The sequence below is a fragment of the Longimicrobium terrae genome (assembly GCF_014202995.1).
In the GTDB taxonomy this organism is placed as follows: Bacteria; Gemmatimonadota; Gemmatimonadetes; order Longimicrobiales; family Longimicrobiaceae; genus Longimicrobium; species Longimicrobium terrae.
Genome location: NZ_JACHIA010000024.1, coordinates 38832 through 64020 on the forward strand (window position 1 = coordinate 38832; position 25189 = coordinate 64020).

The window sequence follows — 25189 nt, forward strand, 5'->3', positions numbered from 1 at the left end:
CCGGATGAATCCCACCGTCTTCATCATCGACGACGACCCGGACCAGGTGGCGCTGGTGACCGCGCAGCTGGAGCGCGGGCGCCAGTTCATCACCAAGGGCTTTACGCGGGCGGACCGCGCGCTGGAGGAGCTGCGCGCCGACCCGCCGGACGCCATCGTCTGCGACCTGGTGATGCCGGAACTGGACGGCATCAGCTTCGTGCGCCGCGTGCGCGAGCTGAACCGAACCGTTCCCGTCATCATCGCCACGGCGCGCGGGACGGAAGGGGACGCGGAGCGGGCGCTGGAGGCGGGCGCCACGGACTTCGTCACCAAGCCCATCGAGCCGCGCGGTCTGGAAACGCGCATCCGGCGGGCGCTGGAGCAGGCGCCCAAGGAGGCGCTGCTCCAGAACTTCACCCAGGCCAAGTTCGATCCCCACGCCATCATCGGAAAGCACCCGCTGATGCAGCAGGTGCGCGCCTTCATCACCAGCGTGGGCTCGGTGCCGCAGGTGTCGGCGCTGCTGCTGGGCGAGTCCGGAACGGGCAAGAACCTGGTGGCGCGCGGCATTCACACGGCCAGCCGCGCCGCGGGGTACCGCTTCGTGGAGGTGAACTGCGCCGCGCTCCCCGCCAGCCTGCTGGAAGCGGAGCTGTTCGGCTACGAGAAGGGCGCGTTCACCGACGCCCGGCAGGCCAAGAAGGGGCTGGTGGAGGTGGCGGACGGCGGAACGCTGTTTCTGGATGAGATCGGCACCATGGCGCCGGAGCTTCAGGCCAAGCTGCTCAGCTTTCTGGAGTCGCGCTCGTTCCGCCGCCTGGGGAGCACCCGCGAGCAGTCCGTCACCCTGCGCGTCGTGGCGGCGACCAACGTGGACCTGGCGGGCGAGGTGGCGCGCGGGACGTTTCGCGAGGACCTGTACTACCGGCTGAACGTGGCGTCGCAGGTGCTGCCCCCCCTGCGCGCCATCCGCAGCGACATTCCCGAGATCGCCCGCCACTTCGTGAAGCGCGCGGCGGAGTACTTCGCCAAGCCGCTGCCGGTGATCGAGGCGGACGGCGAGGAGCGGCTGCAGCGCTACGAGTGGCCCGGCAACGCCCGCGAGCTGCGCAACGTGGTGGAGCGGTCGATGATCTTTTCGCAGGGTCCCTCGCTGCGAATCGTGGATCTGGCCCCCGCGGTGATGCCCGGCGTGTCGGCCGGGGCGGACATGCTCACCCTCCCCCGCGGGCTCACGCTGGACGAGGTGGAGTCGCGCTACATCGAGGCGACGCTCAAGCAGCTGGACGGCAACGTGCAGGCGGCCGCCGAGCAGCTGGGCGTGTCGCGCAAGGTGCTGTGGCAGCGGCGCAAGCAGCACGGCCTGCTGACGGGGCGCGAATAGGTGGCGGTTCTGGACGGGGGCGAGGCCGGCGGGGACCGCGTCGCGCGGCTGGAGGAGGAGATCGCCGAGCTGCGGCTGCGCGTGGCCGACGCGGAGCGCGGAAGCGCGCACAAGAGCCGCTTCATCCGCCACGTGAGCCACGAGTTCCGCACGCCGCTGAGCTCCATCATCGGATTCACGTCGCTGCTGGAGCGCGAGGCAGACACGCTTTCCGCCGCGGAACGCACGGAGTACCTCGCCATCGTGCTGCGCAACTCGCGGCACCTGCTGCACGTCGTGAACGACCTGCTGAACATCAGCAAGGTCGAGGCGGGGGCGCTGGAGGTCACGCTGGTTCCCCTGCGCCCGGCGGACGTGGCGGCGTCGGTGATCGCCTCCATCGGGCCGCTGGCGGACGAGCACGGCGCGGAGATCGTCCTGGACGGCGGCGACACCGTGCCGGTGCTGGCGGATTCGGGACGGTTGCGGCAGGTGCTCTTCAACCTGCTGGAGAACGCGGTCAAGTACTCGCCCCCGGGCTCGCGCATCGATGTCCGCATCCGCGAGGAGGCGGGAGAGGTGCGCATCGAGGTGTCCGATCCCGGACCGGGCATCACCCCCGACGACCAGGCGCGGCTCTTCATCGAGTTTTCGCGCGTGAACCCGCCCGGGCTGCGGGTGAGCGGCGCGGGGCTGGGGCTGGCGCTGTCGCGGATGCTGACGGAGGCCATGGGCGGGCGCATCGGCGTGCGCTCCGCGCCGGGGGAGGGAAGCACGTTCTGGATCGCGCTGCGCGCCGCCACGGAGCGGGAGCTTTCGCGCGTGCGGCCGGCCCGGGCGGAACCGGCGCCCGCCCGCGGCGCGGGGCAGGTGGTGGCGGTGGTGGATGACGACGCCGACATCCGCGCCTACGCCGGGGCCATCCTGAGCCGGGGCGGATACGGCGTGGCGGCGGACGACGGCACGCCCGGTGTGGGGATGCGGCTGGCGGATGCGCGGCCCGCGGTCGTGCTGCTGGACCTGCACCTGGGCGGCCGGTCCGGCGCGGACGTGCTGGCGGAACTGCGCGGGCACGACGGCCTGGCGCACGTCCCCGTGCTGTCCTTTACCGCCGGCGCGCTCTCCGATCCGGACCCGCCGGGGTTCGCGGGGCGCATCACCAAGCCGGTGGAGGCGGACGTGCTGCTGGAAAGCGTGGGCCGCACGCTGCTGGCGGACGCGGCCGCCCCGCACGAGGAGGACGACTTTCTGGCCCCGCTGCGCCAGCGCTTTCAGGAGGGGCTGGAGGCGCGGCTGCGGGAGATTGAGCGGGCGGTGGCGGCGGAAGATGGTGAGGCGCTGCGCCGCGAACTGCACAAATTGCGCGGCGCGGCGGCGGGGTACGGGTTCGACGCGCTGGCCCGGCTGGGCGACGCCGCGGAGCACGCGCTGGGCGGCGGGGACGCGGAGGCCGCCGTCGCCGTGCTGATGGACCGCCTGCGCGCCGAACTTCCCGAGCGGTAGGGAAACAAGTTCCCGAATGGGAAAGCTGTTCCCGTCCGGGAACGCGCGTTTGGGGGCGGCGCATGCCCGGGCCCGTCTACAACCCGTTGCGCCGCGACGGTTTGGGAGCGGCGCCGCGCGCTGGGCCGAACCTTGCCTCTGTTTACGGGCGCACCCGTGAACCCGGCAGTCCCCCGCATGATGCATCAACAAACTCTCGCCCTCGCCGACGACGACGAGCTTCACGCCGAACTGATGTCGGCGTGGCTGCAGCACCAGGGCTACCGCGTGCTCTGCTTTGCCAGCGGCGATGAACTGCTCTCGTGGGCATCCACGCCCTCCGCGCACGCGGACGGGCTGGTGCTGGACGTGGACATGCCCGGGCGCGATGGCTACCAGAGCTGCCGCGAGGTCCGTGAGATTCCGGAGTTTGCGCGCGTTCCCGCCGTGTTCGTGAGCGCGACGCACCAGACGGAGATTCCGGAAGAGGTGGCCTGCCACGGCGTGCAGTTCATCCGCAAGGACGAACGGATGTTCGTGCAGTTGGCCGACTGGCTCTCGCGCAACATCTACCGCGAGCGCTGACCCGCCGGTGGACGTTGATGGATGACCGAGCCCCTCTCCGCGATCGATGCGGGGAGGGGCTTCTGGTTTCGATGTGGTTGCTGACCGCGGCGAGGTTCAGGGCGGCCCCCACCCGGGCTCGTACTACTCGCCCACCCTCCCCGCACAAGAGCGAATGAATCCGCCGCTCAAACTGCGGGAACCTCCGACACGTCGCCCACAGGCGCCGTTCGGGGCTTCAACTGCGTTTGACCCGTGCGGAGGGTGCGCCCGCAGTCCGCGAAGGCGGACATCGTGTTTCGCGCCGCGGTCTCAACCGCCGGGCGAGTGTGGCCGGTCCCCACTACCGACAGTGCCCGCGCTGAGGTCTCCCCCTCTCCCGCTTGCGGGAGAGGGGGCCGGGGGGTGAGGGCTGCCTGCGGCCGAGCCAAACCCTCCGGAGCACACGATCCAACCCCGCTGCAGTCCGCGCAGGCGGACTTGGAGTTTTTCGAGGCGCGGTTTCAACCGCCGTGCACGATGTCCGCCTGCCCGAGCCGCAACCCGGCCTCCGTGCTGAAGTCTCCCTTTCTCCCGCGGAGCGGGGGAGAGGGCCGGGGAGAGGGGCCTCTCCTCGCGAGCGGCACCATCCGGAGCAAGTCGAGTTGCGGTTGCGGCCTCCTCGTCCCGTGATCGTCCTCACGTACGAATCACCGCTCCACCGTCAACAACGCCGGATATCACCCACCGCCGGGCACCATCGGCGCCGTTCAGCGTACCACAGATCGAGCGCGGCGGGCCGGGAACAGGCCGGGCCCGCGCGCATGGACCGAAGGACGGACTGACATGCGTTCTGAACTGCTGGACGGCGACGAGTTTCCCTCCCACTACGAAGAGCGGGTCCGCGCCCGGCGTGCGGCCCGCGGCACCCTTCTGCCCTGCGGCATCTACCTGATGGACGGCGTCTGCCACGTGGCGCCCTATCACAGCGAGGCAGAGGAGCGGCTGCTGGACGCGGGCGCCATCCGCGTCGCGGACGTCACGTTCGACGGCGGACCCGTCGCGGCGCTCTCCAGCGGCGCGGCGGCGGGCGCGGATGTCGTCCCGGTGCCCGCGCGGCGGATGGCGCGGACGACGGAAGCGGCGCGGGCGAGGAACTGAATAAGGGCAGGGAAGAGAGAAGACGGGCTGGCGGGGTCGACGGTCTGCGGGCGGCCAGGAGTTGGATCGGCGGGCGCGAGGCGCGGGAGATATTCCGCCTCGCGCCCGCTTTCTCGTGCTCCGCCCGGGTCCGCGGGAGCCGCTGGCGGGAGGGGATGAAAAGGCCGGACGGGAGCGATGGAGCGCTTCGGGGGCCGGCGAGACGCGCAGGCCGGGAGGCGCGCGGGCAAACGTCCGGCGGAGGACGGGGCGGGCGCTGGTTGACGGAGGGTGGGCGGGGCGGCATCTTACGCGGTTTCCTGATCTCCTGCGGGCTGTTCCGGCCCGCCCGTCCGCCCCGGGCTCCCAGCCTCCGGAGCGGCCCCCGCAACACAAGTCAGAGCAGCGATGGCGAGACGCAGAACTCCGTCCCTCACGATGATGATCCTGCTGTCCATGGTCATCGGCGTGCTGATCGGTAACTTTTTTCCGGCATTCTCGCAGTCGCTCAAGCCGCTGTCGACGGTGTTCCTGCGGATGATCAAGTCGGTCATCGCGCCCATCATCTTCGGCACCCTGGTCATCGGCATCGCCGGCCACGGCGACGACATGAAGCGCGTGGGCCGGCTCGCCTTCAAGTCCATCATCTACTTCGAAATCGTCACCACTCTGGCGCTGTTCATCGGCCTCGCCGCCGTGAACCTCACCAAGCCGGGAGTGGGCGTCACCCTTTCCGGCGCCAGCGCCACGACCGGCCAGCAGCTGGGGCAGACGGCCAAGGGCCTTACGCCCAGCACCTTTCTGGAGCACGTCGTTCCCACCAGCGTGGTGGAGGCGATGGCCAACAACGAGGTGCTGCAGATCGTCTTCTGGTCCATCCTCTTCGCCGTGGGCCTTTCGCAGGTGCGCGGCGCCCCCAAGGCCGCCGTGCTGGGCGTGCTGGAGGGGCTGACGGAGACGATGTTCAAGTTCACCGGCTACGTGATGAAGTACGCGCCCATCGGCATCGGCGCGGCCATCGCGGTGACGGTGGGGCACAGCGGGCTGGGGGTGCTCAAGAACCTGGGCGTGCTGATCCTTACGCTGTACGGCGCGCTGGTGGTGTTCGGGCTGCTGGTTCTGCTTCCCGTGGCGCTGATCGCGCGCGTTCCCCTGCGCCGCTTTCTGCGCGCGGTAAAGGACCCGGCGCTCATCGCCTTCAGCACCACCTCGTCCGAGGCGGCGCTGCCCCGGGCCATGCAGGCCATGGAGGCCATCGGCGTTCCCCGCCGCATCGTGGCCTTCGTGATGCCCACCGGGTACAGCTTCAACCTGGATGGAACCACGCTGTACCTGGCCGTCGCGTCCATCTTCGCCGCGCAGGCCGCGGGCGTGCACCTGACGCTGGGGCATCAGCTTACGATGATGCTCACCCTGATGCTCACCAGCAAGGGCGTGGCGGCGGTGCCCCGCGCGTCGCTGGTGATTCTGTCCGGCACGCTGGCCAGCTTCGGCCTGCCGCTGGAGGCCGTGGCGCTCATTCTGGGCGTGGACGAGCTGATGGACATGGCGCGCACCACGGTGAACCTGGTGGGCAACTGCCTGGCGACGGTGGTGATGGCGCGGTGGGAAAACGACTTCCACCCGGACGCGCCCCCGCCGGACCTGACGCCCGAAGAGGTGGAAACCATCGCCGGGCCGCCGGAGCCGCTGCACGCCTGACGGCGCGGCGATGGGGGTGCGCCCCCGTCGCCACGCTTGCGTTATCGTCCCGCATGCGCGATCCTACCGCGCGCGCGACGGCGCCCGCGCCCGGTGCCCCCGGTTCCGCCCTGGCGGAACGGCCGGGGGCATGAGCGGGCGCCTCCTTTTTTCGCAGAGCCTCCAAACCTCCCACAATGCATCCGATCGCTTACGCTGTACCCGTGTTCGGGGTGCTGGCCCTGCTGTACACCCTGTGGCGTTCCGCCTGGGTGACGCGGCAGGACCCCGGCAACGAGCGCATGAGCACCATCGCCGGCCACATCGCCGACGGCGCGCTCGCCTTCCTCAAGGCCGAGTACAGAGTGCTCGCCGTGTTCGCGGTGATCGCCTGCCTGTTCCTGGGCTACCTGAGCCTGGCGGACGAGCGCTCGCATCCCGCCATCATCGGCGCGTTCCTGCTGGGCGCCGTGTTTTCGGCGCTCGCCGGCTTCATCGGCATGCGCATCGCCACCAAGGCCAACGTGCGCACCGCCCAGGCCGCGCGCACCTCGCTGTCCCGCGCGCTGGAAGTGTCGTTCGCCGGCGGCTCGGTGATGGGAATGGGCGTGGCCGGCCTGGCGGTGCTGGGGCTGGGCGGGCTGTTCATCCTGTTCTACCAGATGTTCGTGCACGGCGGCTCGCCCAACGGACCGGAGATGGAGCGGGCGCTGGAAGTGCTGACCGGCTTTTCGCTGGGCGCCGAGAGTATCGCGCTCTTTGCCCGCGTGGGCGGCGGCATCTACACCAAGGCGGCCGACGTGGGCGCCGACCTGGTGGGCAAGGTTGAGGCGGGCATTCCCGAGGACGACCCGCGCAACCCGGCCACCATCGCCGACAACGTGGGCGACAACGTGGGCGACGTGGCGGGCATGGGCGCCGACCTGTTCGGCAGCTACGTGGCCACCATTCTGGCCACCATGGTGCTGGGCCGCGAAGTCGTCGCCACGGGCGACAACTTTGGCGGCATGAGCCCCATCCTGCTGCCGATGGTGATCGCCGGGCTGGGCATTCTGTTCTCGCTCATCGGCATCCTGATGGTGCGCGTCAAGGAGGGCGGCAACGTTCAGGGCGCGCTCAACCTGGGCAACTGGGTCTCCATCGCCCTCACGGCGGTGGGCTCGTTCTTCGTGATCCGCTGGATGCTCCCCGAGACGCTGCAGATGGGGCGCACGGGTTCGGTGGCCTTCGGGCCCATGGGCGTGTTCGGCGCCGTGGCGGTGGGCCTCGCGGTCGGCACGCTGATGAGCATCATCACCGAGTACTACACGGCCATGGGCCGCCGCCCGGTGCAGAGCATCGTGCAGCAGTCGTCCACGGGCCATGCGACGAACGTCATCGGCGGCCTGGCGGTGGGGATGGAAAGCACGACCCTGCCGATCCTGGTGCTGGCCGCCGGCATCATCGCCAGCTTCGAGTTCGCCGGGCTGTACGGCGTGGCGATCGCCGCGGCGGGGATGATGGCCACCACGGCCATGCAGCTGGCCATCGACGCCTTCGGCCCCATCGCCGACAACGCGGGCGGCATCGCGGAAATGAGCGATCTGCCCCCCGAAGTGCGCGAGCGCACGGACATCCTGGATGCCGTGGGCAACACGACGGCGGCCACGGGCAAGGGCTTCGCCATCGCCTCGGCGGCGCTCACCGCGCTGGCGCTGTTCGCGGCGTTCATGGGGATTTCGGGGATCGACGTCATCGACATCAGCAACGCCCGGGTGCTGGGCGGGCTGTTCGTGGGCGCCATGATCCCCTTCATCTTCTCGTCGCTCGCCATCGCCGCGGTGGGCCGCGCGGCCATGGCCATGGTGGAAGAGGTGCGCCGCCAGTTCCGGGAGATTCCCGGGATCATGGAAGGCACCGGCGAGCCGGAGTACGGCAAGTGCGTGGACATCAGCACCCGCGCCGCCATCCGCGAGATGCTGCTGCCGGGCGCCATCGCCCTCATCGTCCCCATCGTGGTGGGCTTCACCATGGGGCCCGAGGTGCTGGGCGGCCTGCTGGCGGGCGTCACGGTGAGCGGCGTGCTGATGGCCATGTTCCAGAGCAACGCCGGCGGCGCGTGGGACAACGCCAAGAAGAGCTTTGAGAAGGGCGCCACCATCAACGGGCAGCTCTACTACAAGGGCAGCAACGAGCACAAGGCGGCGGTGACGGGCGACACGGTGGGCGATCCCTTCAAGGACACCTCCGGCCCGTCGATGAACATCCTGATCAAGCTGATGTCCATCGTGTCGCTGGTGATCGCGCCGCACATCGCGGTGCGCCCCGTGGGCGAGGAGCCGGTGGTGGCCCCCGAAGCGCGGGTGACCACGGAAGCGCCGGCCGTCGTGGCCGCCGCGCCGGTGGTGGTGACGCAGGACGCGGCGGCCCGCTGACCGGAGCCGTCCCGTGGTACGAGGCCCGGCCGGGAAGGTTTTTCCGGCCGGGCCTCTTTCGTTCCGGTGGTCCTGACGTATGTTGGTGCCGTACTTCCCTCCGCCTGCGCGCCGGCCCCCTGCCTGCGCGCGCACGTTCCTTCCCCCGCATAGCCTCATGACAACGACGGACATCCCCCCGCACGGCGCGCCGCCGGCCGCCGCGGACGCGGAACTGCGCCGCGGCCTTTCGCTGCTGGACGCGGTGATGCTGGTGGCGGGATCCATGATCGGGTCGGGAATCTTCATCGTTTCCGCCGACATCGCCCGCAACATGGGGAGCGTGGGCGGGCTGCTGGCCGTGTGGATCGCCAGCGGGCTGATGACGCTGGCCGCGGCGCTCAGCTACGGCGAGCTGGCGGCCGCCATGCCGCGCGCCGGCGGTCAGTACGTGTTCCTGCGCGAGGGGCTGGGACGGATGCCCGGCTTTCTGTACGGGTGGACGCTGTTCCTGGTCATCCAGACGGGGACCATCGCCGCGGTGGCGGTGGCGTTCGCGCGCTTCCTGGGCGTGTTCTTTGAGCGGCTGACGCCGGACGTGTTTCTGCCGCTGGGAAGCGTGATGATGCCCGGCGCGACGGAGGCCACGCAGCTGGGCCTGTCGCCGCAGCGCGTGGTGGCCATCCTGGTCATCGCCCTGCTGACGTGGGTGAACCTGCGCGGCGTGCGCGAGGCCAAGTGGATTCAGACCACGCTCACCATCGCCAAGACGGGCGCGCTGGCGGCGCTCATCCTGCTGGGCATCAGCATCGGCCGCAACGCCGACGCCATCGCCGCCAACTGGAGCAACATCTGGAGCGGCCAGCCGGGGGGAACGCAGGTCACCGTGCTGGGCATCGCCATTCCGCTGATCATCACCGCCTTCGGCTCGGCCATGGTGGGGTCGCTGTTTTCGTCGGATGCGTGGAACAACGTGACCTTTGCCGCCGCCGAGGTGAAGCGGCCGGAGCGCAACCTGCCGCTGGCGCTGGCCCTGGGAACCGGGCTGGTGACCGTCCTGTACGTGCTGGCCAACATCGCCTACCTGTCGGTGCTGTCGCTGGACCAGATCAAGACCGCGCCGCAGGACCGCGTGGGCACGCTGGCATTGGAGCACATGTTCGGCCCCGTGGGGCAGTACCTGATGGCGGGCGCCATTCTGGTGAGCACCTTCGGCTGCATCAACGGGCTGATCATGGCGGGAGCGCGGGTGTACTTCGCTATGGCGCGCGACGGGCTGTTCTTTGCGCGCGCGGCCTCGGTGAACCGCAACGACGTGCCGGCGTGGGCGCTGGTGGCGCAGGGCGTGTGGACGGCCCTGCTGACGCTGACCGGCACCTACGGGCAGCTGCTGGACTACGTGATCTTCGCCGCCCTCATCTTTTACGTGCTGACGATGATGGCGCTGTTCTCCCTGCGGCGGAAGCAGCCGGACCTGCCGCGCCCGTACAAGGCGTTCGGCTATCCCGTGATTCCCGCGCTGTACATGCTTTCCGCGCTGGGCGTCGCGCTGATCCTGCTGGTGGCCAAGCCGGAATACTCGTTCAGCGGCCTGGTGGTGGTGCTGCTGGGCATTCCCGTCTTCTTCATCTGGGACCGCCGCACCCGCGCCGCCTGAGCCGCGACCGCCTTGGCGGATGAAGGAAAGAGCGCGGCGGGCTTCACGGCCCGCCGCGCTTTTTCGTGGGCCGTTGCGGGGAAGGAAATCGGCGGACCGGGGTACTGGATCTGGATGTTCCTTTTTTTTTCGCGCGGGCAAACGGTTTGGGCCCCTGTGGTGTCCAATCAGCATGCCCGCCGAGGGCGCGCGGGGGGGTGTGAATCTTTTAGCACCCCTGGCCGTACAGCGCGCACGGCCGGCAACCGACCCTGACCAGAACCTTTCCGTACAACGGATGGATATGAAGCTCCTTGGCACCCCGCTCGCGGCCCTGCTCGCGGTAATCACCGCGTCCACCGCCGCGTCCGCGCAGACCCGTCCCCCCGGCGCGCCCCCCGCGGGAGGCGCACCGGGCGCCGCGGCGCAGCAGGGCGGCGCGATCAGCGGCACCGTCGTGGACGCCGAGGGACAGCCGGTGGCCTCCGCGCAGGTGGCGGTGCGCAGCGCGGCGGACTCGTCGCTGGTGGCCGGCGTGGTGGCGCGGCCCAACGGCGCCTTTCGCGTGGAGGGGCTGCGTCCCGGGCGCTACTTTCTGCGGGTGAGCTCGCTGGGCAACGCCACCACGACCACGGCGGCGGTGGAGATCACCCCGCAGTCGCCGGTGGCCAACGTGGGCACGGTGCGCATGTCGCGCGGCGCGCTGCTGCTGGAGGGCGTAACGGTGGAGGCCACGGCGCAGAGCACCGGGCTGGCGCCGGACCGCAACACCTACCGCGCGGCGGACCTGCCCACGGCGGGCGGCAGCGCGGTGGACGTGCTGCGCAACATCCCCGCGGTGGAGGTGGACCAGGACGGCAACGTGAGCCTGCGCGGCAACCAGAACGTGGCGGTGCAGATCAACGGGCGTCCCACCCCCATGCGCGGCGACCAGCTCGCCACCTTCCTGCAGCAGCTTCCCGCCGGTGTGGTGCAGAACGTGGAAGTGGTTCCCAATCCCTCGGCCAAGTACGAGCCGGAAGGAATGGCGGGGATCATCAACATCGTCCTCAAGGCCAACACCGACCTGGGGCTGAGCTACGGCGTGCAGACGGGCGTGGGCACCGGCGGCCGCTACAACGCGTCGGGCAACGTGGGATACCAGCAGGGCCCGCTGACGCTGTTCGGCAGCTACGGGTTTCGCCGGGACGTGCGCCAGAACGAGGGGTTCAACACCCTGAACTCGTTCACCGACTCGGTGAGCCGCATCGTGGACTACACGGTGCGGCAGGACAACCTGGGCGAGTTCAACACGCTGTCGCACCTGGTGAACGGCAATGCCGACCTGCGGCTGGGCGAGCGCGACGTGCTGTCCGCTTCCGGCCTGTTCAGCCTGGGCGGGTTTGACGCCGGAAGCGACAACGACTACATCCGCCGCTCGCCCAGCGGGACGCTGCTGCTGGAGACGGAGGGGCTGACGGACAACGAGAGCGACGACATCACCGTCGACGGGTCGCTGGCCTTTCGCCACACCATTACGCCGCAGCGGCACGAGCTGAACGCCGAGCTGCGCGCCAACCACGTTGAAAACAACTTCGCCAGCATCATCGACGAGCGGCTGGTGACCAGCGCCGACGGCGCGCCCGTGGGACTGGTGCGCTCCGGGCAGGACGCCGAGGCGCTCGCCACCGTCTACACCGCGCAGCTGGACTACACCCGTCCGCTGGGTGAAGTTGCCAAGCTGGAAACCGGGTACAAGGGCACGCTGCGCCTGCTGGATAACGACCAGGCGGTGCGCGCCTTCAACGACGACACCGACACGTGGACGCCCAACGGCCGCAGCGTGTTCTCGTACGACGAAACGGTGAACGCGGGGTACGGCGTGCTCAGCCGCAGCTTCGGCCCGGTGGACGTGCAGGGCGGCCTGCGCGCGGAGTACACCAGCCGCGAGTTCACGCTGGGCAACACGGGAGAATCGTTTCCCAAGGATTACCTGAGCTGGTTCCCCAGCGGTCTGGCCGCGTGGAACGTGGATGACCAGCAGCAGGTGCGCCTGAGCTACTCGCGCCGCATTCAGCGCCCGGACACGCGGCTGCTGAACCCGTTCACCGTGAACGAGGACCCGCGCAACATCTTTCAGGGCAACCCGGACCTGGAGGCGGAGTTCACCAACGCCTTCGAGCTGGGCTACCAGCGGTCGTTCCCGACCGGCTCCATGCAGGTGACGCCGTTCTTTCGCCGCACGGACAACGCCATCCGCCGCATCCGCGAGGTGCGCGGCGACACGCTGCGCGTGACGTTTCAGAACCTGGACACCAGCGACTCGTACGGCATGGACGTGAACGGCTCCGTGCGCATGGGCAAGCTGAATGCGCTGGGCAGCGTGAGCGCGTTCCGCCAGGTGACCAACGCCAGCGGCGCGGGAAGCGACAACCTGAACAGCGACGCGCTCGGCTGGTCGGCGCGCATCAGCGGCAGCTACCAGGTCACGCCGCGCACCGACGTGCAGGCGTTCGCCTTCTACCGCGCGCCGATGGACGTGGAGCAGGGACGCATGGGCCGCATGGTGTTCATGAACCTGGCGGCCCGGCAGAAGGTGATGGGCGACCGCGGCAGCATTGGTCTGCGCCTTCAGGACCCGTTCAACCTGTCGGGCTTTTCGCTGGAGACCCGCAGCCCGCTGTACGACCAGTACACGGAGCGCAGCTTTGGCGGACGGGCGCTGTTCCTGACCTTTACGTACAACTACGGCCAGCAGCCGCGCCTGCGCCAGCGCCCGCAGGAGCAGCAGGAGCCGCAGAGCCCCAGCGTGCTCGGGCCCTGAGCCGCGGTTCTGGTGGATGAAAAACGATCGGCCGCGGACTGCTCCGCGGCCGATCGTTTTTTCATCCACCAGAAAGAACTAGAAGGCTCACACAGAGACGCAGAGCCGCAGAGAGAAAAAGGGAGAAGGACCGCGATCGGGTCCTTCTCCCTTTCTGTTGTTCTTTCTCTGCGCCTCTGCGGCTCTGTGTGATGTTTTTCTGGTCGTGCTTCGAGCGGGATCATTCGACTACGCGCAGACGTTCCTCCAGCGCGGCGTCGGGGGCGACGAAGATGGTCTTGGCCTGGACGAGGCTTACGCGTCCGGGCGGGGCGCCGCGCGGTTTGCGGACGTAGCGGCGCCGCGTCCAGTCCACCGCGACGGTGCCCGATGAGCGCGCCTTGCTGTAGTACGCCGCCAGCACCGCCGCTTCTTCCAGGTCGCGGGCCGGGGGCGCACCCTCTTCCCGCCAGCGGAGAACGACGTGGGAGCCGGGGACGGAGCGGGCGTGCAGCCATACGTCCCCCGGCGCCGCGTGGCCGAACGTAAGCCGGTCGTTGTCCCTGGAACTGCGCCCCACGCGCACCTCGATGCCCCCTGACGTGCGATACGGCCGGTAGGGAAGTCGTTCGTCGTCCGCGGAGGCGGAGGCGCGCTCGGCCGCTTCCGGGCGGCGCAGGGCGGCTTCCACGCCCTCCGGCACCTCTCCCGCCTCCAGCGAGGCGATGACGCCCATCCACCGATCGCGTTCCCGCTCCGCCTCCGCCACCAGTTCGGGGAGGCGCGCGTGCGCCTTGTCCCGGCGGCGGGCCTGCTCGTACAGCCGCTCCGCGTTCTCGTGCGGGCGCAGCGCGGGTTCCAGCGGCACCGTCACCTCGTCGCCCTCAAAGCCGGGGAGCACGACGCTGTCGGTGCCCGGCTCCAGCCAGTCCAGGTGAGCCAGGATCAGGTCGCCCCATCCGCGCAGCCGGTCCGCCTCGCCCGTCTTTCCCATGTCCGCCGCGAGGCGCGAAAGACGCTTCTCTGCACCCGCGAGCCGCCTCCGCGCGCGCTCCAGCAGTTCGGCCCCGGGCGCGGCGGCGGCCTCCACGGCATCGTCCGCCGGCTGCTCGCGAGACACCTGCTCCATCGCGGCCAGAAGGGACGTGTGCGGCGCGGACTCCGTTCCGGGGAGAAGGAGCGGATAGGGCTGCGGACCCGACGAGGTGCGCAGGAGCACGGGGGTGGAGGCATCCCCATCCGCCATTTCCCACCACCGCTCGAACGCATCCTCCAGGACGTCCTCCCCATCCACCGAAGCCGCCAGGCCCAGGATCCACGACGCGTTCATGGGGCTGGCGAAGGCGAAGCGGCGGACGAGGGCGCGCGCGCGGTCCGCGGGCGGGATCCCGGCGAGCGCGTCGGTCCACTCCGCGAGCAGCTCCGCGCGGGGGCGGCCGGGGAGGACGCGCCGGGTGGGCGGGGGAGGGAGGTAGACCGCGCCGGCCCGCAGCGCGCGCTCGCCGGCGGAGCGGGCGCGGAGGACGGAAATGATGCGCCGGGTTTCGGCATCCACCAGCAGCGCGTTCCACTGGTTGGTGTGCAGCTCGATGACCAGCGCCCGGCGCGCGCCGCGAAAGCGCGCCCCCTCGTGCAGGTCGATGCGCAGCAGCCGCTCGTCCGCGGGGGACGAGACGCGGGTGATGCGCGCCGACAGCTCCGACGGGTCCGGCGGGCGCGCGCCGTCCTCCGCGAGCGAGGCGGCGTCCACCAGGCGCACCCAGCCCCGGCGCGGGTGCAGGTCCCAGCGCAGCGCCTGCCCGCGGTCCAGCGGCAGCGTGCAGGAAAGGTCGCGGGCAAACACGGGCTGGCCGGCCGCGGCGCGGCCCCGCAGGGCGGCGCCGAGCTCCGCCGCGAGGGCGCGCACCAGCAGCGGATCGTAACGGATAAGGTTTGACACGCGGCCCAACTTCGGGTTACTTTCACGGCCCGTCAACCCGCAGTCCCATGCGCGATTTTCCGGCGTCCGGTCCGGTGTTCGCCACGCACGATGTAACGGGATGTCCACTCAGCGGGGAAGCGGGCCGCGGCGGGTGACCGTCGCCGAGCTGCGCGAAATGAAGCGCCGCGGCGAAAAGATCGCCGCGCTCACGGCATACGACTACCTCTTCGCCCGCCTGGTAGACGGCGCGGGCGTGGATGTCGTGCTCGTGGGCGACTCCCTCGGCCAGGTCATCCTCGGCCTGGATACCACCGTTCCCGTCACACTCGACGACATGATCCACCACGCCCGCGCGGTTCGCCGCGGCGTGGAGCGGGCCCTGCTCGTCGTCGACCTCCCCTTTCTCACCTACCAGGTCAGCCGCGAAGACGCCCTGCGCAATGCCGGGCGCGTGCTTCAGGAAACCGGGGCGCAGGCGGTGAAGCTGGAAGGGGGCTCCCCCGAAATCGCCGACACCGTCGCCGCGCTGGTGCGCGCCGGCATTCCCGTCATGGGCCACCTGGGCTTTACCCCCCAGTCGGTTCACGTGCAGGGCGTGCGCGTGCAGGGCAAGGGCGAAGAAGCGGCGGAGCGGATGATGGCCGAAGCGCGCCGCCTGGAGCAGGCCGGCGCCTTTTCCGTCGTCCTGGAGCTGGTGCCCGGCCCGCTGGCCGCGGCGGTGACGGAAAGCGTGTCCATTCCCACCATCGGCATCGGCGCCGGCGTGGGGTGCGACGGGCAGGTGCTGGTGCTGCACGACATGCTGGGGCTCAACACCGGCTTCAACCCGCGCTTTCTGCGCCGCTTCGCCGACGTGGGGCAGGCGGTGACGGACGGGGTGGGCGAGTACGTGCGCACGGTCAAGGACGGGGCGTATCCCGGCCCGGAACACACCTTCGAATGAGCATGGCCGTGGACGCGCGCCCCCTGCAGCTGGTGCACGGCCGCGCCGATCTTCGCGCCGCGATCGCCGCCGCGCGCGACGCCGGGGAGACGGTGGCGCTGGTGCCGACGATGGGCTTTCTGCACGCCGGGCACATGTCGCTGGTGGACCGCGCCCGCGAGCTGGCGGACCGGGTGATGATGTCCATCTTCGTCAACCCGCTGCAGTTCGGCCCCAGCGAAGACCTGGACCGCTACCCGCGCGACCTGGACGGCGACCTGGAGCTGGCACGCGAGCACGGCGTGGACCTGGTCTTTGCCCCTTCCGCCGCGGAGATGTATCCGCACGGCGCGCAGCAGGTGATGGTGGAGCCGGGGCCGCTGGGGTCGCGCATGGAGGGGGCCATCCGCCCCGGCCACTTCAGCGGCATGCTGACCGTGGTCGCCAAGCTGTTCGGCCTGTTCATGCCGGACGTGGCGGTATTTGGTCAAAAGGATTTTCAGCAGGCCACGCTCATCCGCCGCATGGTGGGGGACCTCAACATCCCCGTCCGCGTGGAGGTGGCGCCCATCGTGCGGGAGGCCGACGGCTTGGCGATGAGCTCCCGGAACGTTTATCTTTCCGTGGAGGAGCGCGAGCGCGCCCTGGCCCTGCACCGCGGGCTGCAGCGGGCAGACGCGCTGTTCGCCGGGGGCGAGCGCGACGCGGCGGTGCTGCGGCAGGCACTGTGGGCGGCGCTGCGGGTGCCGGGGATCGAGCCGGAGTACGCTGAGGCGGTGAACCCCGACACGCTGGAGCCGGTGACCGCCGCGGCGCCGGGAACCGTGCTGCTGGTGGCGGCGCGGGTGGGTGGAACGCGGCTGATCGACAACGCGGTCCTTTTCTGATTTCACGAGCAGGCGTCCACACTGGGAGGCTGCCATGCTTCGCAACATGTGCAAGAGCAAGATCCACCGGGCCACGGTGACCGGGGCGGATCTCAACTATATCGGCTCCATCACGATTGATCCCGAGCTGATGGAAGCCGCGGATCTGCTGGAGTTCGAGCAGGTGGCCGTCGTGAACGTCAACAACGGCGCGCGGTTCGAGACGTACGTGATCCCCGGTGAGCGCGGCCGGGGCGAGATGTGCCTGAACGGCGCCGCCGCGCGCCTGGTGCATCCCGGCGACAAGGTCATCGTCATCAGCTACGCGCAGTACGACGAGGCGGAAATGGCCAGCTACCGGCCGCGCTTCATCTTCGTGGACGAGCAGAACCGCATCTCGCGCGACGCCCTGCGGGCCGTCAGCTCCTGACGCCCGTGGGTCCCTGGACCGGCGTCGTACTGGCGCTGGCGGAGCCGGGGAGCGACGGGCTTCGCTCCCGGCTGTCCACCTACCTGCACCCCCTGGCGGGGCGCCCGCTGGCCTGGCATGCGGTAAGCTGCCTGGCCGCGCTGCGTCCGGCCCCGGCGCGCATCGTGGTGGTGGGGGGTGAGCTCGCCATCGAACTGTTTGGCGACATCGACTGTGTGGTCGATGTACTTCCCGCCACGGAAGCGGCGCTGGGCGGCGCCGTTCTGCCCGCGGAAGGGCGCGTGCTGGTGGTGGATGCCGCCGCACCCACCGCCGGCCCCGCGCTGGACCGCCTGCTGAAGCGGCCGGACGACGTGCTTCTGGAGGGCGGAGACGGCGCGGTGCTCGCGGCGTGGATCGGGCCGGAGGGCGCGGAGCGGCTGGTGGCGCGCGGCGGCGACCTGTCCGTCCTGCGCGCTCTTTCCGGGATCGCCGTCGTCCCTGACCCCGCCGGCTTCGTGGTGCGCGACCGCGCCTCGCTGGCCCGCGCCGGCGGCGCCATCCGCGACCGCGTCGTCCATCGGCTGATGAACGAGGGGGTCACCTTTCTCCTTCCCCAGACGGTGCTGGTGGACGTGGGCGTGGTCATCGGCCGCGATTCCGTCATCTACCCCGGCTGCGTACTGGAGGGGCAGACGGTGGTGGGCGACGAAACGGTCATCGGCCCGTGCTGCCGCATCGTCAGTTCGCGCGTGGGGAGCGGCGTGGAGCTTCGCGGCTTCAACTACGTGTCGCACACCGCCATCCGCAATCGCGCCATCCTGGAATCCCATGCCCGCCGCGGCTTTGACGACGAGTGATCCCGGCCCGCTGGTGCGCGCCGCAGCCCGCGGCGAACTTCCCAAGTGGGCGCACGTTTCCGAGAAGCGGCGCGCGCACATGGCGCGCGTGGCCGCGCTGATGGCGGAATGGGCGTCCGGACTGGGGCTTTCCGAAGGCGACCAGGCGCGCTGGACGGCCACCGGCTGGCTGCACGATGCGTTGCGCGAAGGCACGCCGGACGAACTGCGCCCCCAGGTTCCGCCCGCCTTTCACGATCTTCCCGGCAAGCTGCTGCACGGCCCCGCCGCCTCCGAGCGCTTGGCCGGCGAGGTGGATGAGGAGATGCTGGAGGCCATCCGCTACCACACGCTCGGCTCGCCCCGGTGGAAGGCGCTCGGCCGGGCGCTGTACCTGGCGGATTTTCTGGAGCCGGGGCGCCGGTACGAGACGGAGTGGACCGCGTCGCTGCGCGCCCGTATGCCGGCGGAGATGGACGCCGTGCTGCGCGAGGTGGTGGAGGCGCGGGTGCGGCACGTGATGGAAAGCGGGTCCGCGCTGCATCCAGAAACGCAGGCGTTCCATGGCCAGGTCAGCGCCGCGTAGCGCGGCCGCCAAGGGCGGCTCCGGCGGCGGGCGGATTCAGGTAATCGGCCTGTTTCTGCTGCTGCTGCTGGTGGCCGTGCTGGTGGGGTCCATGGTGGCGGGGTTGATGGGCGGCGGGGGCGAACTGGCCCGGCCCGTTGCCGCGGCGGATTCGGCTGCCGCCACGGCGGACCCGGTTTCCGCCACGCCCGCCCAGGGGCCGCGGCCGGGTGCGCGCGTCCGCGTGGAAGTGCTGAACGCGTCCGGCATCCCCGGGCTGGCGGCGGAAGGACGGCGCGTACTGCGCGACCGCGGCTTCGACGTCGTCTTTATCGGCAACGGCGCCGGGTTTCCGCCCGACAGTTCGCTCGTCCTTGACCGCGTAGGGCGGATGGACGCCGCGCGCGAGGTGGCGGACGCCATCGGAATCCGCCGCGTGCAGCCCAAGCCGGACGCCAACATGTACGTGGACGCGACGGTGGTGCTGGGAAAGGACTGGCGCGCGGCGCCGGAGAGCGGGGAAGCGCAGCAGTAAAAGATGCGGATCGGCACAACGCGGCCCGGGCGAATCAGCCCCGGGCCGTTTCGTTTTTCAGCACCTCGATCGCGGCCCGCAGATCCTCCGCCAAGGGTGCGCGCAGCTCCACCGGTGCACCCGTGGCGGGATGCGTAAAGGCCAGCCGCTCCGCGTGCAGCGCCTGCCGCTTTACCAGATCCACACGGCGGCGTCCGTACTGCCTGTCGCCCAGGACGGGGTGGCCGGCGTGCTGCATGTGCACGCGGATCTGGTGCGTCCGCCCCGTCTCCAGTTCCAGGCGCACCAGCGTCGCGTTGGGATAGCGCTCCACGACCTCGTAGCGCGTCAGCGCGGGCTCGCCGTTGGGCCGGGTGACGCGCAGGGTGGGATTGCGCGGGTCCCGCGCGATGGGCGCGTCGATCATTCCCCGGTCCTGCGTCACGACGCCGTCCACCAGGGCCAGGTACTCGCGCTTCAGTTCGCCCGCACGCAGCTGCAGATCCAGCCGGTGATGCGCGTGCGCCGTCCGCGCAAACAGCACCAGTCCGGAGGTGTCGCGGTCGATGCGGTGCACGGGATGCACGCGCGCCCGGATTCCGCGCTGCTGAAGGTGCCACGCCACCCCGTGCGCCAATGTGCGGTCCTGCCCCGGCGAGGTGGGGTGGACGAGCACGAACGGCGGCTTGTCGATGACCAGCAGGTCCTCGTCTTCCGCCACGATGGACAGCGGCATCTCCACGGGGGTCAGCCCCGGTTCCTCGTCCACCACCAGCCGCACCTCCACCAGATCCCCCGCCTTGACCTTGCCCGCCAGCCACCCGGGCTTGCGGTTCATCTGCACGCCCCTGCTGCGCGTAAGCCGCTGAATCATCCGCCCCGATATCCCCAGCGTTTCCGTCAGCAGCTGCTGCAGCGTGCGGCCCGCCTCGTCGGCGGTAACGGTGTGCTTGACCCACTGGGGCTTGCGCCCGGATTCGGCTGGCTGCGGCATGATACGGCGTCGGGGCGATCAGAATACTCAGGAACCACGACAATCTACGCGTCCCGGCCCCGATGCACGACCGGCCTCGTTTCCATGCGCGATTCCGATGGCCGACAGGGCCCGAGGGTTAGCGGTCTCATGGTTGGATGCGGGATCGCGAGAGGCGGGCGTACTCGCGGCGGCGGCAAACGGAACGGCGGGAATCCCGAACAAGACACCGGGCGTGCGTGGCGGGTCGCGGTGGAGTGAAACACCTGTGGCGTATAGAGATAGGGATAAAGAAAAGGCTTGACGGCAGGAGCGGAGTCGTGCACCATTGTGGCGTTCAGATTGTCCATGTGCGCCGCAGGCCCGGCGCCTACCCGCACCGCGGAAGGGCACCCATGTCCACCCTCTCTGATCCGGAAGTGACCGGCGAACCCGCGTCCGCCGAGTACACCGTCCCCGCCGGCTACGGCACCATGCGCCTGCGCGAGCACGCCGTTCCGTTCGGCGCGTACGTAGACGCCGAGCCCGTCGTCCGGCGCGCCAGGCCCGATTACCGGGCCCGGACGCGCGACATGCTGGCGCGCGTGGCGGTGGTGCGGCGCGCGCTCGACGAGGACCAGCGCGAGATCGACCGCCTGCGACGCGAAACCCGGTGCGTCATCGACGGCCTGCTCGCGGCCTGACATGTGGAAGGAAGTGCTCGACACCACCCGCACGCTGCTGCGGCTGGCCGAAGACCTGCGCCAGAACCGCGAGGAGATCAGGGAAATCCGCCGCGAGCTTCACGATCTGGCGCTGGCGGTGCAGCGGGTGTCGCTGGAGGTGGCGCAGGTGCGCGAGGCGGGAGAAAAGGACCGAGAGGTGCTGGTGCTGCAGTTGGAAAACCAGATCCTGCGCGCCCGCACCCTCGCCGTGTCGGCGGGATGAGCGGTGCGGGCCGCGGGAATGCTAGATCGAGCCCATCTGCACCGGGGCGCGGCCCTGCGTGACCTCGGCGCGAAGCTGGCCGCACGCGGCGGCGATGTCGCTGCCGCGCGATTCACGGACGGCGGCGCTGATCCCCTGGCGGCCCAGCCGCTCCACGAACAGGTCCAGCCGAGCGCGGCGGCTCGGCTTCCACTCCGTGCCCGGAATGGGATTGAACGGAATGAGGTTCACGAACGCGTTGAACTCCCGGACCACGCGGGCGAGCTCGTCCGCCAGTTCAGGCAGGTCGGTGACGCCGTCGATCATCACGTACTCGAACGTAATGCGCTTTCCGCCGGCCGCGTCAAACCGGCGCAGGGCGTCCAGCAGTTCGTCGATGTCGTACTTTTTTTCCAGCGGAATCAGCTTCTGCCGGAGTTCGTGGTTGGGCGCGTGCAGCGACACGGCCAGGCGGTACTGCTCCGGCATCTCCGCCAGCCGCTGAATGCCCGGCACCACGCCCACCGTGCTGATGGTGATGCGGCGCGCGCCGAACTTGTAGCCGCGGTTCAGGATGGCCAGGGTGGGGAACACGGCCTTGGGGTTCATGAGCGGCTCGCCCATCCCCATGAAGACGATGTTGGTGATGTCGTCGTAGCCGTTTTCCTGCGCCCAGCGGCGCGCCCCGCGGAACTGCGCCACGATCTCGCCGGCCGAAAGCTGGCGCCGGTATCCCGCCCAGCCGGTGGCGCAGAAGGTGCACGCCATGGCGCACCCCGCCTGCGACGAGATGCACAGCGTCAGGCGCGTGGGGGTGGGGATGAGGACGGACTCGATCAGTTCTCCGTCGGCCAGGCGCCACAGGTGCTTGGCGGTGCCGTCCACGGAGCGGGAGATCTTGGCCGGCTCGGGCGCGGTGAAAGAGAATGCTTCGGCCAGTGCCGCGCGCTCCGCCTGCGGCAGGTCGCTCATTTCGGCGAAGCCGGCCGCGCCGCGCTCGTACAGCCAGCGCAGCACCTGCCCCACGCGGTACGCCGGCTGGCGGCGGCCGGTGAAGTGCTCGCGCAGCGCGGATTCCGCCACTTCGGGCAGCAGGCCCACGAGGTCGGCGAGGGCTGAAACGGGCGTGGGCTGGGCGGTGGCGATCATCCGTGCGTTCCGTGATGCTGGGCGCGTGCAAACCGGGTAGTTCACCGCACGCGCCGCCATGTTCCCCGCGTGCTTGTCGGCATTTGGCGCGAGCGTTAGCTTTTGCAAGCTCCGCACCCGGCCACGCCATGGCGTGGCCTGTCCGTTTCCCGGCCTTGAGGCTTGCAGTGCTGCTCAACGAGCTGCTCACTCCCGAACGCGTGCGCGTCCCCCTGCGGGGCGGTTCCAAGCAGGATCTTCTGCAGGAACTGGTGGCGCTGCTGCACGATCAAGGCGCCGTCGCCGACGCGGAGGGCGTGCTGGCCTCCGTTCGCCAGCGCGAGGAACTGCTGAGCACGGGCGTGGGAAGCGGCGTCGCCATCCCGCACGGCAAGAGCAACTCGGTGCCGGAACTGGTGATGGCGGCGGGCGTCACCCGCGAGCCGGTGGACTTCGACTCGCTGGACGGGCAGCCCGTGCGGCTGATGTTTCTGCTGGTGGGGCCGGAGAACGCGGCCGGGCAGCACGTAAAGGCGCTGTCGCGCATTTCGCGCATGGTGCGCCGCGACGGCTTTCGCGAGCGCCTGGTGGCGGCGCAGTCCGCCGACGAGTTCATGGCGCTTCTGGCGGAGGCTGAGGCGCTCTGATGCGCCGGCTGCTGCCCTGGATTCCCGCGCTCGCCTGGGCGGTCGCCATCTACCTGGTTTCCGGGCGCAGTTCGGTTCCGGTGCCGGGCGTAAGCGGCGCCGACAAGGTGCTGCACTTCGGGGCGTACGCCCTGCTGGGCGGGCTGCTGGCCTTTGCGGCGCACCGCTCGGCGCTGCACCCCGGGGTGGCCGTGATCCTGGGAGTGCTGTACGGCGCGAGCGACGAAATTCACCAGAGTTTCGTGCCGGGGCGCTCTCCCGACATTCGTGACTGGGTAGCCGACGCGCTGGGCGTCTGCTTCGCCGTCTTTCTGTACACACGCTGGCGCGCCCGCCGCTCCGCCCCGTCCGTGAACGCGGCGGAGGCACGCGCCCCTTCTCTTCGCGCATGACGGATCCGTTCACCACCGCGTACCGCACCCGCGCCGCCGGCTCGCTTCGCGCCGCCGACGCCGGAGTCCACACCACCGTCGCCGGCTGGGTGCACCGCCGCCGCGACCTGGGCGCCATCGTCTTCGTGGACCTGCGGGACCGCGAAGGGATCGTGCAGGTGTCGTTTGACCCGGACTGGACGCCCGCCGACGTGCTGGCCGAGGCGCGCCGCCTGGGCCCCGAGGACGTGGTGCAGGTGGAAGGCGTGGTCTTTCCCCGGGTGCAGGGGCAGCACAACGCCGCGCTGGCCACGGGCGACGTGGAGGTGCGCGGGGCCAGGCTGACCGTGCTCACCCGGTCGGAGCCGCTCCCCATTCAGGTGGACTACGCCGCGGACGAAGAGCTCCCGGCGGAGGATCTGCGGCTTCGCTACCGCTACCTGGACCTGCGCCGCCCCGCGCTGCAGAACAGCCTGATCATCCGGCACCGCGCCGCGCAGGCCACCCGGGCGTATCTGTCGGGTCAGGGCTTTCTGGAGGTGGAGACGCCGCTGCTCACCAAGCCCACGCCTGAGGGGGCGCGCGACTTTCTGGTGCCCAGCCGCGTGCATCCCGGCGAGTTCTACGCACTGCCGCAGTCGCCGCAGATCTACAAGCAGCTGCTGATGGTGAGCGGGTACGACCGCTACTTCCAGATCGCGCGCTGCCTGCGCGACGAGGACCTGCGCGCCGACCGCCAGCCGGAGTTCACGCAGATCGACGCCGAGATGGCGTTCGTGGACGAGGAGGACGTGTTCCGCACGGGCGAGCAGCTGATGGCGGCTGTGTTCCGCGAGATCCTGGGCGTGGAGTTGCCGACGCCCTTTCCGCGGATGACCTACCACGAGGCGATGGCGCGCTACGGCAGCGACAAGCCGGACCTGCGCAACCCGCTGTTCGTGGTGGACGTCACCGAGGTGCTTTCCGGCGCGGACTTCCGCATCTTTCAGGCGGCGGCGGAGAGCGGGCAGAGCATTCGCGGAATCCGGGTTCCCGGCGGGGCGCGGCTTTCCCGCAAGGAGCTTGATGAGCTGCAGGAAGTGGCCAAGCGCGGCGGGGCGGCGGGTGCGCTCTGGGTAAAGCGCGGCGACGAGGGGCTCTCCGGGCAGTTCGCCAAGGGGCTGGACGAGGCGCGGGCCAGCGACTTCTACCAGGCGGCGGAACTGGAGGCGGGCGACCTGTTCGTAGCGGTCGTCGGCTGGTTCCGCGGCGAGAGCGAGGCCTCCGGGCCGGAGGTGGACGGCGCGCTGGATGAACTGCGGCGTCACCTGGGCCGCAAGCTCAACCTGGTGGACACGGCGGCGCACGCGTGGCTCTGGGTGACCGAGTTCCCCGTCTTTGACTGGGACGCGGAGAACGACCGGCTGGTGTACGCGCACAACCCGTTCAGCATGCCCAAGGGCGAGGCGGTGCAGGCCATCCTCGACGCCACGCGCGACGGCATGCCCTCCCGCGAGGCGGCGCGCAAGCTGTACGCAATGGGGCTGCGGTCGCGCGCCTACGACGCCGTGTACAACGGCAATGAACTGGCGAGCGGATCGGTGCGCATCCACATCCCCGCGGTGCAGCAGGCGGTGTTCTCCGCTCTGGGGATGAGCGAGGAAGAAGTGCAGGGCAAGTTCGGCTTCCTGCTGGAGGCGTACCGCTTCGGCGCGCCGCCGCACGCCGGCTTTGCCTTCGGGTTCGACCGGCTGGTGATGCTGCTGGCCGGCGCGTCCAGCCTGCGCGACGTGGTTGCCTTTCCCAAGACGACGTCCGCGCGCGCGCTGTTCGAGAACGCGCCCACCGCCATCGGGGACGACCAGCTTCGCGAGGTGCACGTGCAGGTGCGCCCGACCGCCGGGTAGTCCGCACCCCGCGGCACGTTCGGTGTACCATCAGCGCAGGGGCGGGGAATTCCTCGCCCCTGCGGCGTTGAGGGGTGCGTTAGTGCGGGGTGCGTGAGTGCTGAGCGTTTTCGCTCCCTCTGCACTCCCGGCGATGCTCTGCTGCCCGGCGACGGCGGAAAAAGATGAATCCAGCGGATCGCGCCGTGCTCGTGCGGCGTGATCGAACGAACATAGAAGCCAGAACGAAGATCGGAGTTCG

The 25189-nt window shown here is 70.3% G+C and carries 22 protein-coding genes; 19 read left to right on the forward strand and 3 right to left on the reverse strand.

Going from position 1 to position 25189, the window contains the following annotated elements; genetic code table 11:
- The first annotated feature begins 4 nt into the window (after window positions 1–4).
- The 8 genes from HNQ61_RS24710 to HNQ61_RS24745 all read left to right on the forward strand — a co-directional run bounded on the left by HNQ61_RS24710 (window position 5) and on the right by HNQ61_RS24745 (window position 13022).
- Entirely contained in the window at window positions 5–1366 is a 1362-nt protein-coding gene (locus HNQ61_RS24710) for a sigma-54-dependent transcriptional regulator (protein ID WP_170039155.1), read from the forward strand.
- Window positions 1367–2848, forward strand: coding sequence for an ATP-binding protein (locus tag HNQ61_RS24715; RefSeq protein WP_170039153.1), 1482 nt, complete (start codon window positions 1367–1369; stop codon window positions 2846–2848). It begins immediately after the preceding gene.
- A 180-nt stretch (window positions 2849–3028) separates the two neighbouring features.
- Window positions 3029–3412 (forward strand): response regulator, encoded by a 384-nt coding sequence (locus HNQ61_RS24720; RefSeq protein WP_221305279.1) that lies wholly within the window; start codon window positions 3029–3031, stop codon window positions 3410–3412.
- A gap of 804 nt (window positions 3413–4216) precedes the next feature.
- Entirely contained in the window at window positions 4217–4531 is a 315-nt protein-coding gene (locus HNQ61_RS24725) for a hypothetical protein (RefSeq protein ID WP_170039149.1), read from the forward strand.
- A gap of 387 nt (window positions 4532–4918) precedes the next feature.
- Window positions 4919–6211, forward strand: a complete 1293-nt coding sequence (locus HNQ61_RS24730) for a dicarboxylate/amino acid:cation symporter (RefSeq protein ID WP_170039147.1) — start codon at window positions 4919–4921, stop codon at window positions 6209–6211.
- A gap of 176 nt (window positions 6212–6387) precedes the next feature.
- Entirely contained in the window at window positions 6388–8604 is a 2217-nt protein-coding gene (locus HNQ61_RS24735) for a sodium-translocating pyrophosphatase (protein WP_170039145.1), read from the forward strand.
- A 157-nt stretch (window positions 8605–8761) separates the two neighbouring features.
- Entirely contained in the window at window positions 8762–10240 is a 1479-nt protein-coding gene (locus HNQ61_RS24740; RefSeq protein WP_170039144.1) for an APC family permease, read from the forward strand.
- Between the two features lie 277 nt (window positions 10241–10517).
- Window positions 10518–13022, forward strand: coding sequence for a TonB-dependent receptor (locus HNQ61_RS24745; RefSeq protein ID WP_170039142.1), 2505 nt, complete (start codon window positions 10518–10520; stop codon window positions 13020–13022).
- 220 nt (window positions 13023–13242) lie between these two features.
- Here HNQ61_RS24745 and HNQ61_RS24750 read toward each other — a convergent pair whose 3' ends face one another.
- Window positions 13243–14940, reverse strand: a complete 1698-nt coding sequence (locus HNQ61_RS24750; RefSeq protein WP_170039140.1) for an NFACT RNA binding domain-containing protein — start codon at window positions 14938–14940, stop codon at window positions 13243–13245.
- 100 nt (window positions 14941–15040) lie between these two features.
- Here HNQ61_RS24750 and panB point away from each other — a divergent pair, with 100 nt between their 5' ends.
- The 6 genes from panB to HNQ61_RS24780 are packed head-to-tail and all read left to right on the forward strand — an operon-like array spanning window position 15041 to window position 19058.
- A complete protein-coding gene (panB, locus tag HNQ61_RS24755; protein ID WP_170039138.1) occupies window positions 15041–15865 on the forward strand; it encodes a 3-methyl-2-oxobutanoate hydroxymethyltransferase in 825 nt (274 codons plus the stop codon).
- Complete coding sequence (gene panC, locus HNQ61_RS24760; RefSeq protein ID WP_205762097.1) at window positions 15862–16731, forward strand: pantoate--beta-alanine ligase; 870 nt, start codon at window positions 15862–15864, stop codon at window positions 16729–16731. The genes panB and panC overlap by 4 nt, the downstream gene beginning before the upstream one ends.
- Window positions 16732–16765: 34 nt before the next feature.
- Window positions 16766–17140, forward strand: a complete 375-nt coding sequence (gene panD / locus HNQ61_RS24765) for an aspartate 1-decarboxylase (RefSeq protein WP_170039136.1) — start codon at window positions 16766–16768, stop codon at window positions 17138–17140.
- Window positions 17141–17145: 5 nt separating this feature from the next.
- Window positions 17146–17979 (forward strand): hypothetical protein, encoded by an 834-nt coding sequence (locus HNQ61_RS29745; protein WP_170039134.1) that lies wholly within the window; start codon window positions 17146–17148, stop codon window positions 17977–17979.
- Window positions 17951–18544 (forward strand): HD domain-containing protein, encoded by a 594-nt coding sequence (locus HNQ61_RS24775; RefSeq protein ID WP_170039132.1) that lies wholly within the window; start codon window positions 17951–17953, stop codon window positions 18542–18544. The genes HNQ61_RS29745 and HNQ61_RS24775 overlap by 29 nt, the downstream gene beginning before the upstream one ends.
- A complete protein-coding gene (locus HNQ61_RS24780; RefSeq protein WP_170039130.1) occupies window positions 18522–19058 on the forward strand; it encodes a LytR C-terminal domain-containing protein in 537 nt (178 codons plus the stop codon). The genes HNQ61_RS24775 and HNQ61_RS24780 overlap by 23 nt, the downstream gene beginning before the upstream one ends.
- A 34-nt stretch (window positions 19059–19092) precedes the next feature.
- On the opposite strand, the gene HNQ61_RS24785 is transcribed toward HNQ61_RS24780, so the two are convergent.
- Window positions 19093–20031: an RluA family pseudouridine synthase gene (locus HNQ61_RS24785; protein WP_170039128.1), complete on the reverse strand. Its 939-nt coding sequence runs from the start codon at window positions 20029–20031 to the stop codon at window positions 19093–19095.
- A gap of 374 nt (window positions 20032–20405) precedes the next feature.
- Between HNQ61_RS24785 and HNQ61_RS24790 the strand changes: the two genes are divergently transcribed.
- Together HNQ61_RS24790 and HNQ61_RS24795 are read left to right on the forward strand one after the other, a co-directional pair.
- A complete protein-coding gene (locus HNQ61_RS24790) occupies window positions 20406–20693 on the forward strand; it encodes a hypothetical protein (RefSeq protein ID WP_170039126.1) in 288 nt (95 codons plus the stop codon).
- A gap of 1 nt (window position 20694) precedes the next feature.
- The gene (locus HNQ61_RS24795) at window positions 20695–20937 is read left to right on the forward strand and encodes a hypothetical protein (protein WP_183685838.1); all 243 of its coding nucleotides are present in this window, start codon (window positions 20695–20697) and stop codon (window positions 20935–20937) included.
- 21 nt (window positions 20938–20958) lie between these two features.
- Here HNQ61_RS24795 and rlmN read toward each other — a convergent pair whose 3' ends face one another.
- Complete coding sequence (gene rlmN, locus HNQ61_RS24800; protein ID WP_170039123.1) at window positions 20959–22065, reverse strand: dual-specificity RNA methyltransferase RlmN; 1107 nt, start codon at window positions 22063–22065, stop codon at window positions 20959–20961.
- A gap of 167 nt (window positions 22066–22232) precedes the next feature.
- On the opposite strand from rlmN, the gene HNQ61_RS24805 reads away from it, so the two are divergent.
- From HNQ61_RS24805 to aspS, 3 genes are read left to right on the forward strand one after another with little or no spacing between them, the layout of a single operon-like run.
- Window positions 22233–22691 carry a fructose PTS transporter subunit IIA gene (locus HNQ61_RS24805; RefSeq protein WP_170039122.1) on the forward strand — a complete coding sequence of 153 codons (459 nt, stop codon included), beginning with the start codon at window positions 22233–22235 and terminating at the stop codon, window positions 22689–22691.
- On the forward strand, window positions 22691–23083 hold the full coding sequence (locus tag HNQ61_RS24810) for a VanZ family protein (protein ID WP_170039121.1): 393 nt from the start codon (window positions 22691–22693) through the stop codon (window positions 23081–23083). The genes HNQ61_RS24805 and HNQ61_RS24810 overlap by 1 nt, the downstream gene beginning before the upstream one ends.
- Window positions 23080–24948, forward strand: coding sequence for an aspartate--tRNA ligase (aspS, locus tag HNQ61_RS24815; protein WP_170039120.1), 1869 nt, complete (start codon window positions 23080–23082; stop codon window positions 24946–24948). The genes HNQ61_RS24810 and aspS overlap by 4 nt, the downstream gene beginning before the upstream one ends.
- Window positions 24949–25189 lie beyond the last annotated feature (241 nt).

Bases quoted from the DNA above. Each gene is read 5' to 3' on its own strand.
- HNQ61_RS24710 (WP_170039155.1), top strand. From the start codon at position 5: ATGAATCCCACCGTCTTCATCATCGACGACGACCCGGACCAGGTGGCG.
- HNQ61_RS24720 (WP_221305279.1), top strand. From the start codon at position 3,029: ATGCATCAACAAACTCTCGCCCTCGCCGACGACGACGAGCTTCACGCC.
- HNQ61_RS24725 (WP_170039149.1), top strand. From the start codon at position 4,217: ATGCGTTCTGAACTGCTGGACGGCGACGAGTTTCCCTCCCACTACGAA.
- HNQ61_RS24730 (WP_170039147.1), top strand. From the start codon at position 4,919: ATGGCGAGACGCAGAACTCCGTCCCTCACGATGATGATCCTGCTGTCC.
- HNQ61_RS24735 (WP_170039145.1), top strand. From the start codon at position 6,388: ATGCATCCGATCGCTTACGCTGTACCCGTGTTCGGGGTGCTGGCCCTG.
- HNQ61_RS24740 (WP_170039144.1), top strand. From the start codon at position 8,762: ATGACAACGACGGACATCCCCCCGCACGGCGCGCCGCCGGCCGCCGCG.
- HNQ61_RS24745 (WP_170039142.1), top strand. From the start codon at position 10,518: ATGGATATGAAGCTCCTTGGCACCCCGCTCGCGGCCCTGCTCGCGGTA.
- panB (WP_170039138.1), top strand. From the start codon at position 15,041: ATGTCCACTCAGCGGGGAAGCGGGCCGCGGCGGGTGACCGTCGCCGAG.
- panC (WP_205762097.1), top strand. From the start codon at position 15,862: ATGAGCATGGCCGTGGACGCGCGCCCCCTGCAGCTGGTGCACGGCCGC.
- panD (WP_170039136.1), top strand. From the start codon at position 16,766: ATGCTTCGCAACATGTGCAAGAGCAAGATCCACCGGGCCACGGTGACC.
- HNQ61_RS24775 (WP_170039132.1), top strand. From the start codon at position 17,951: ATGCCCGCCGCGGCTTTGACGACGAGTGATCCCGGCCCGCTGGTGCGC.
- HNQ61_RS24780 (WP_170039130.1), top strand. From the start codon at position 18,522: ATGGCCAGGTCAGCGCCGCGTAGCGCGGCCGCCAAGGGCGGCTCCGGC.
- HNQ61_RS24785 (WP_170039128.1), bottom strand. From the start codon at position 20,031: ATGCCGCAGCCAGCCGAATCCGGGCGCAAGCCCCAGTGGGTCAAGCAC.
- HNQ61_RS24790 (WP_170039126.1), top strand. From the start codon at position 20,406: ATGTCCACCCTCTCTGATCCGGAAGTGACCGGCGAACCCGCGTCCGCC.
- HNQ61_RS24795 (WP_183685838.1), top strand. From the start codon at position 20,695: ATGTGGAAGGAAGTGCTCGACACCACCCGCACGCTGCTGCGGCTGGCC.
- rlmN (WP_170039123.1), bottom strand. From the start codon at position 22,065: ATGATCGCCACCGCCCAGCCCACGCCCGTTTCAGCCCTCGCCGACCTC.
- HNQ61_RS24810 (WP_170039121.1), top strand. From the start codon at position 22,691: ATGCGCCGGCTGCTGCCCTGGATTCCCGCGCTCGCCTGGGCGGTCGCC.
- aspS (WP_170039120.1), top strand. From the start codon at position 23,080: ATGACGGATCCGTTCACCACCGCGTACCGCACCCGCGCCGCCGGCTCG.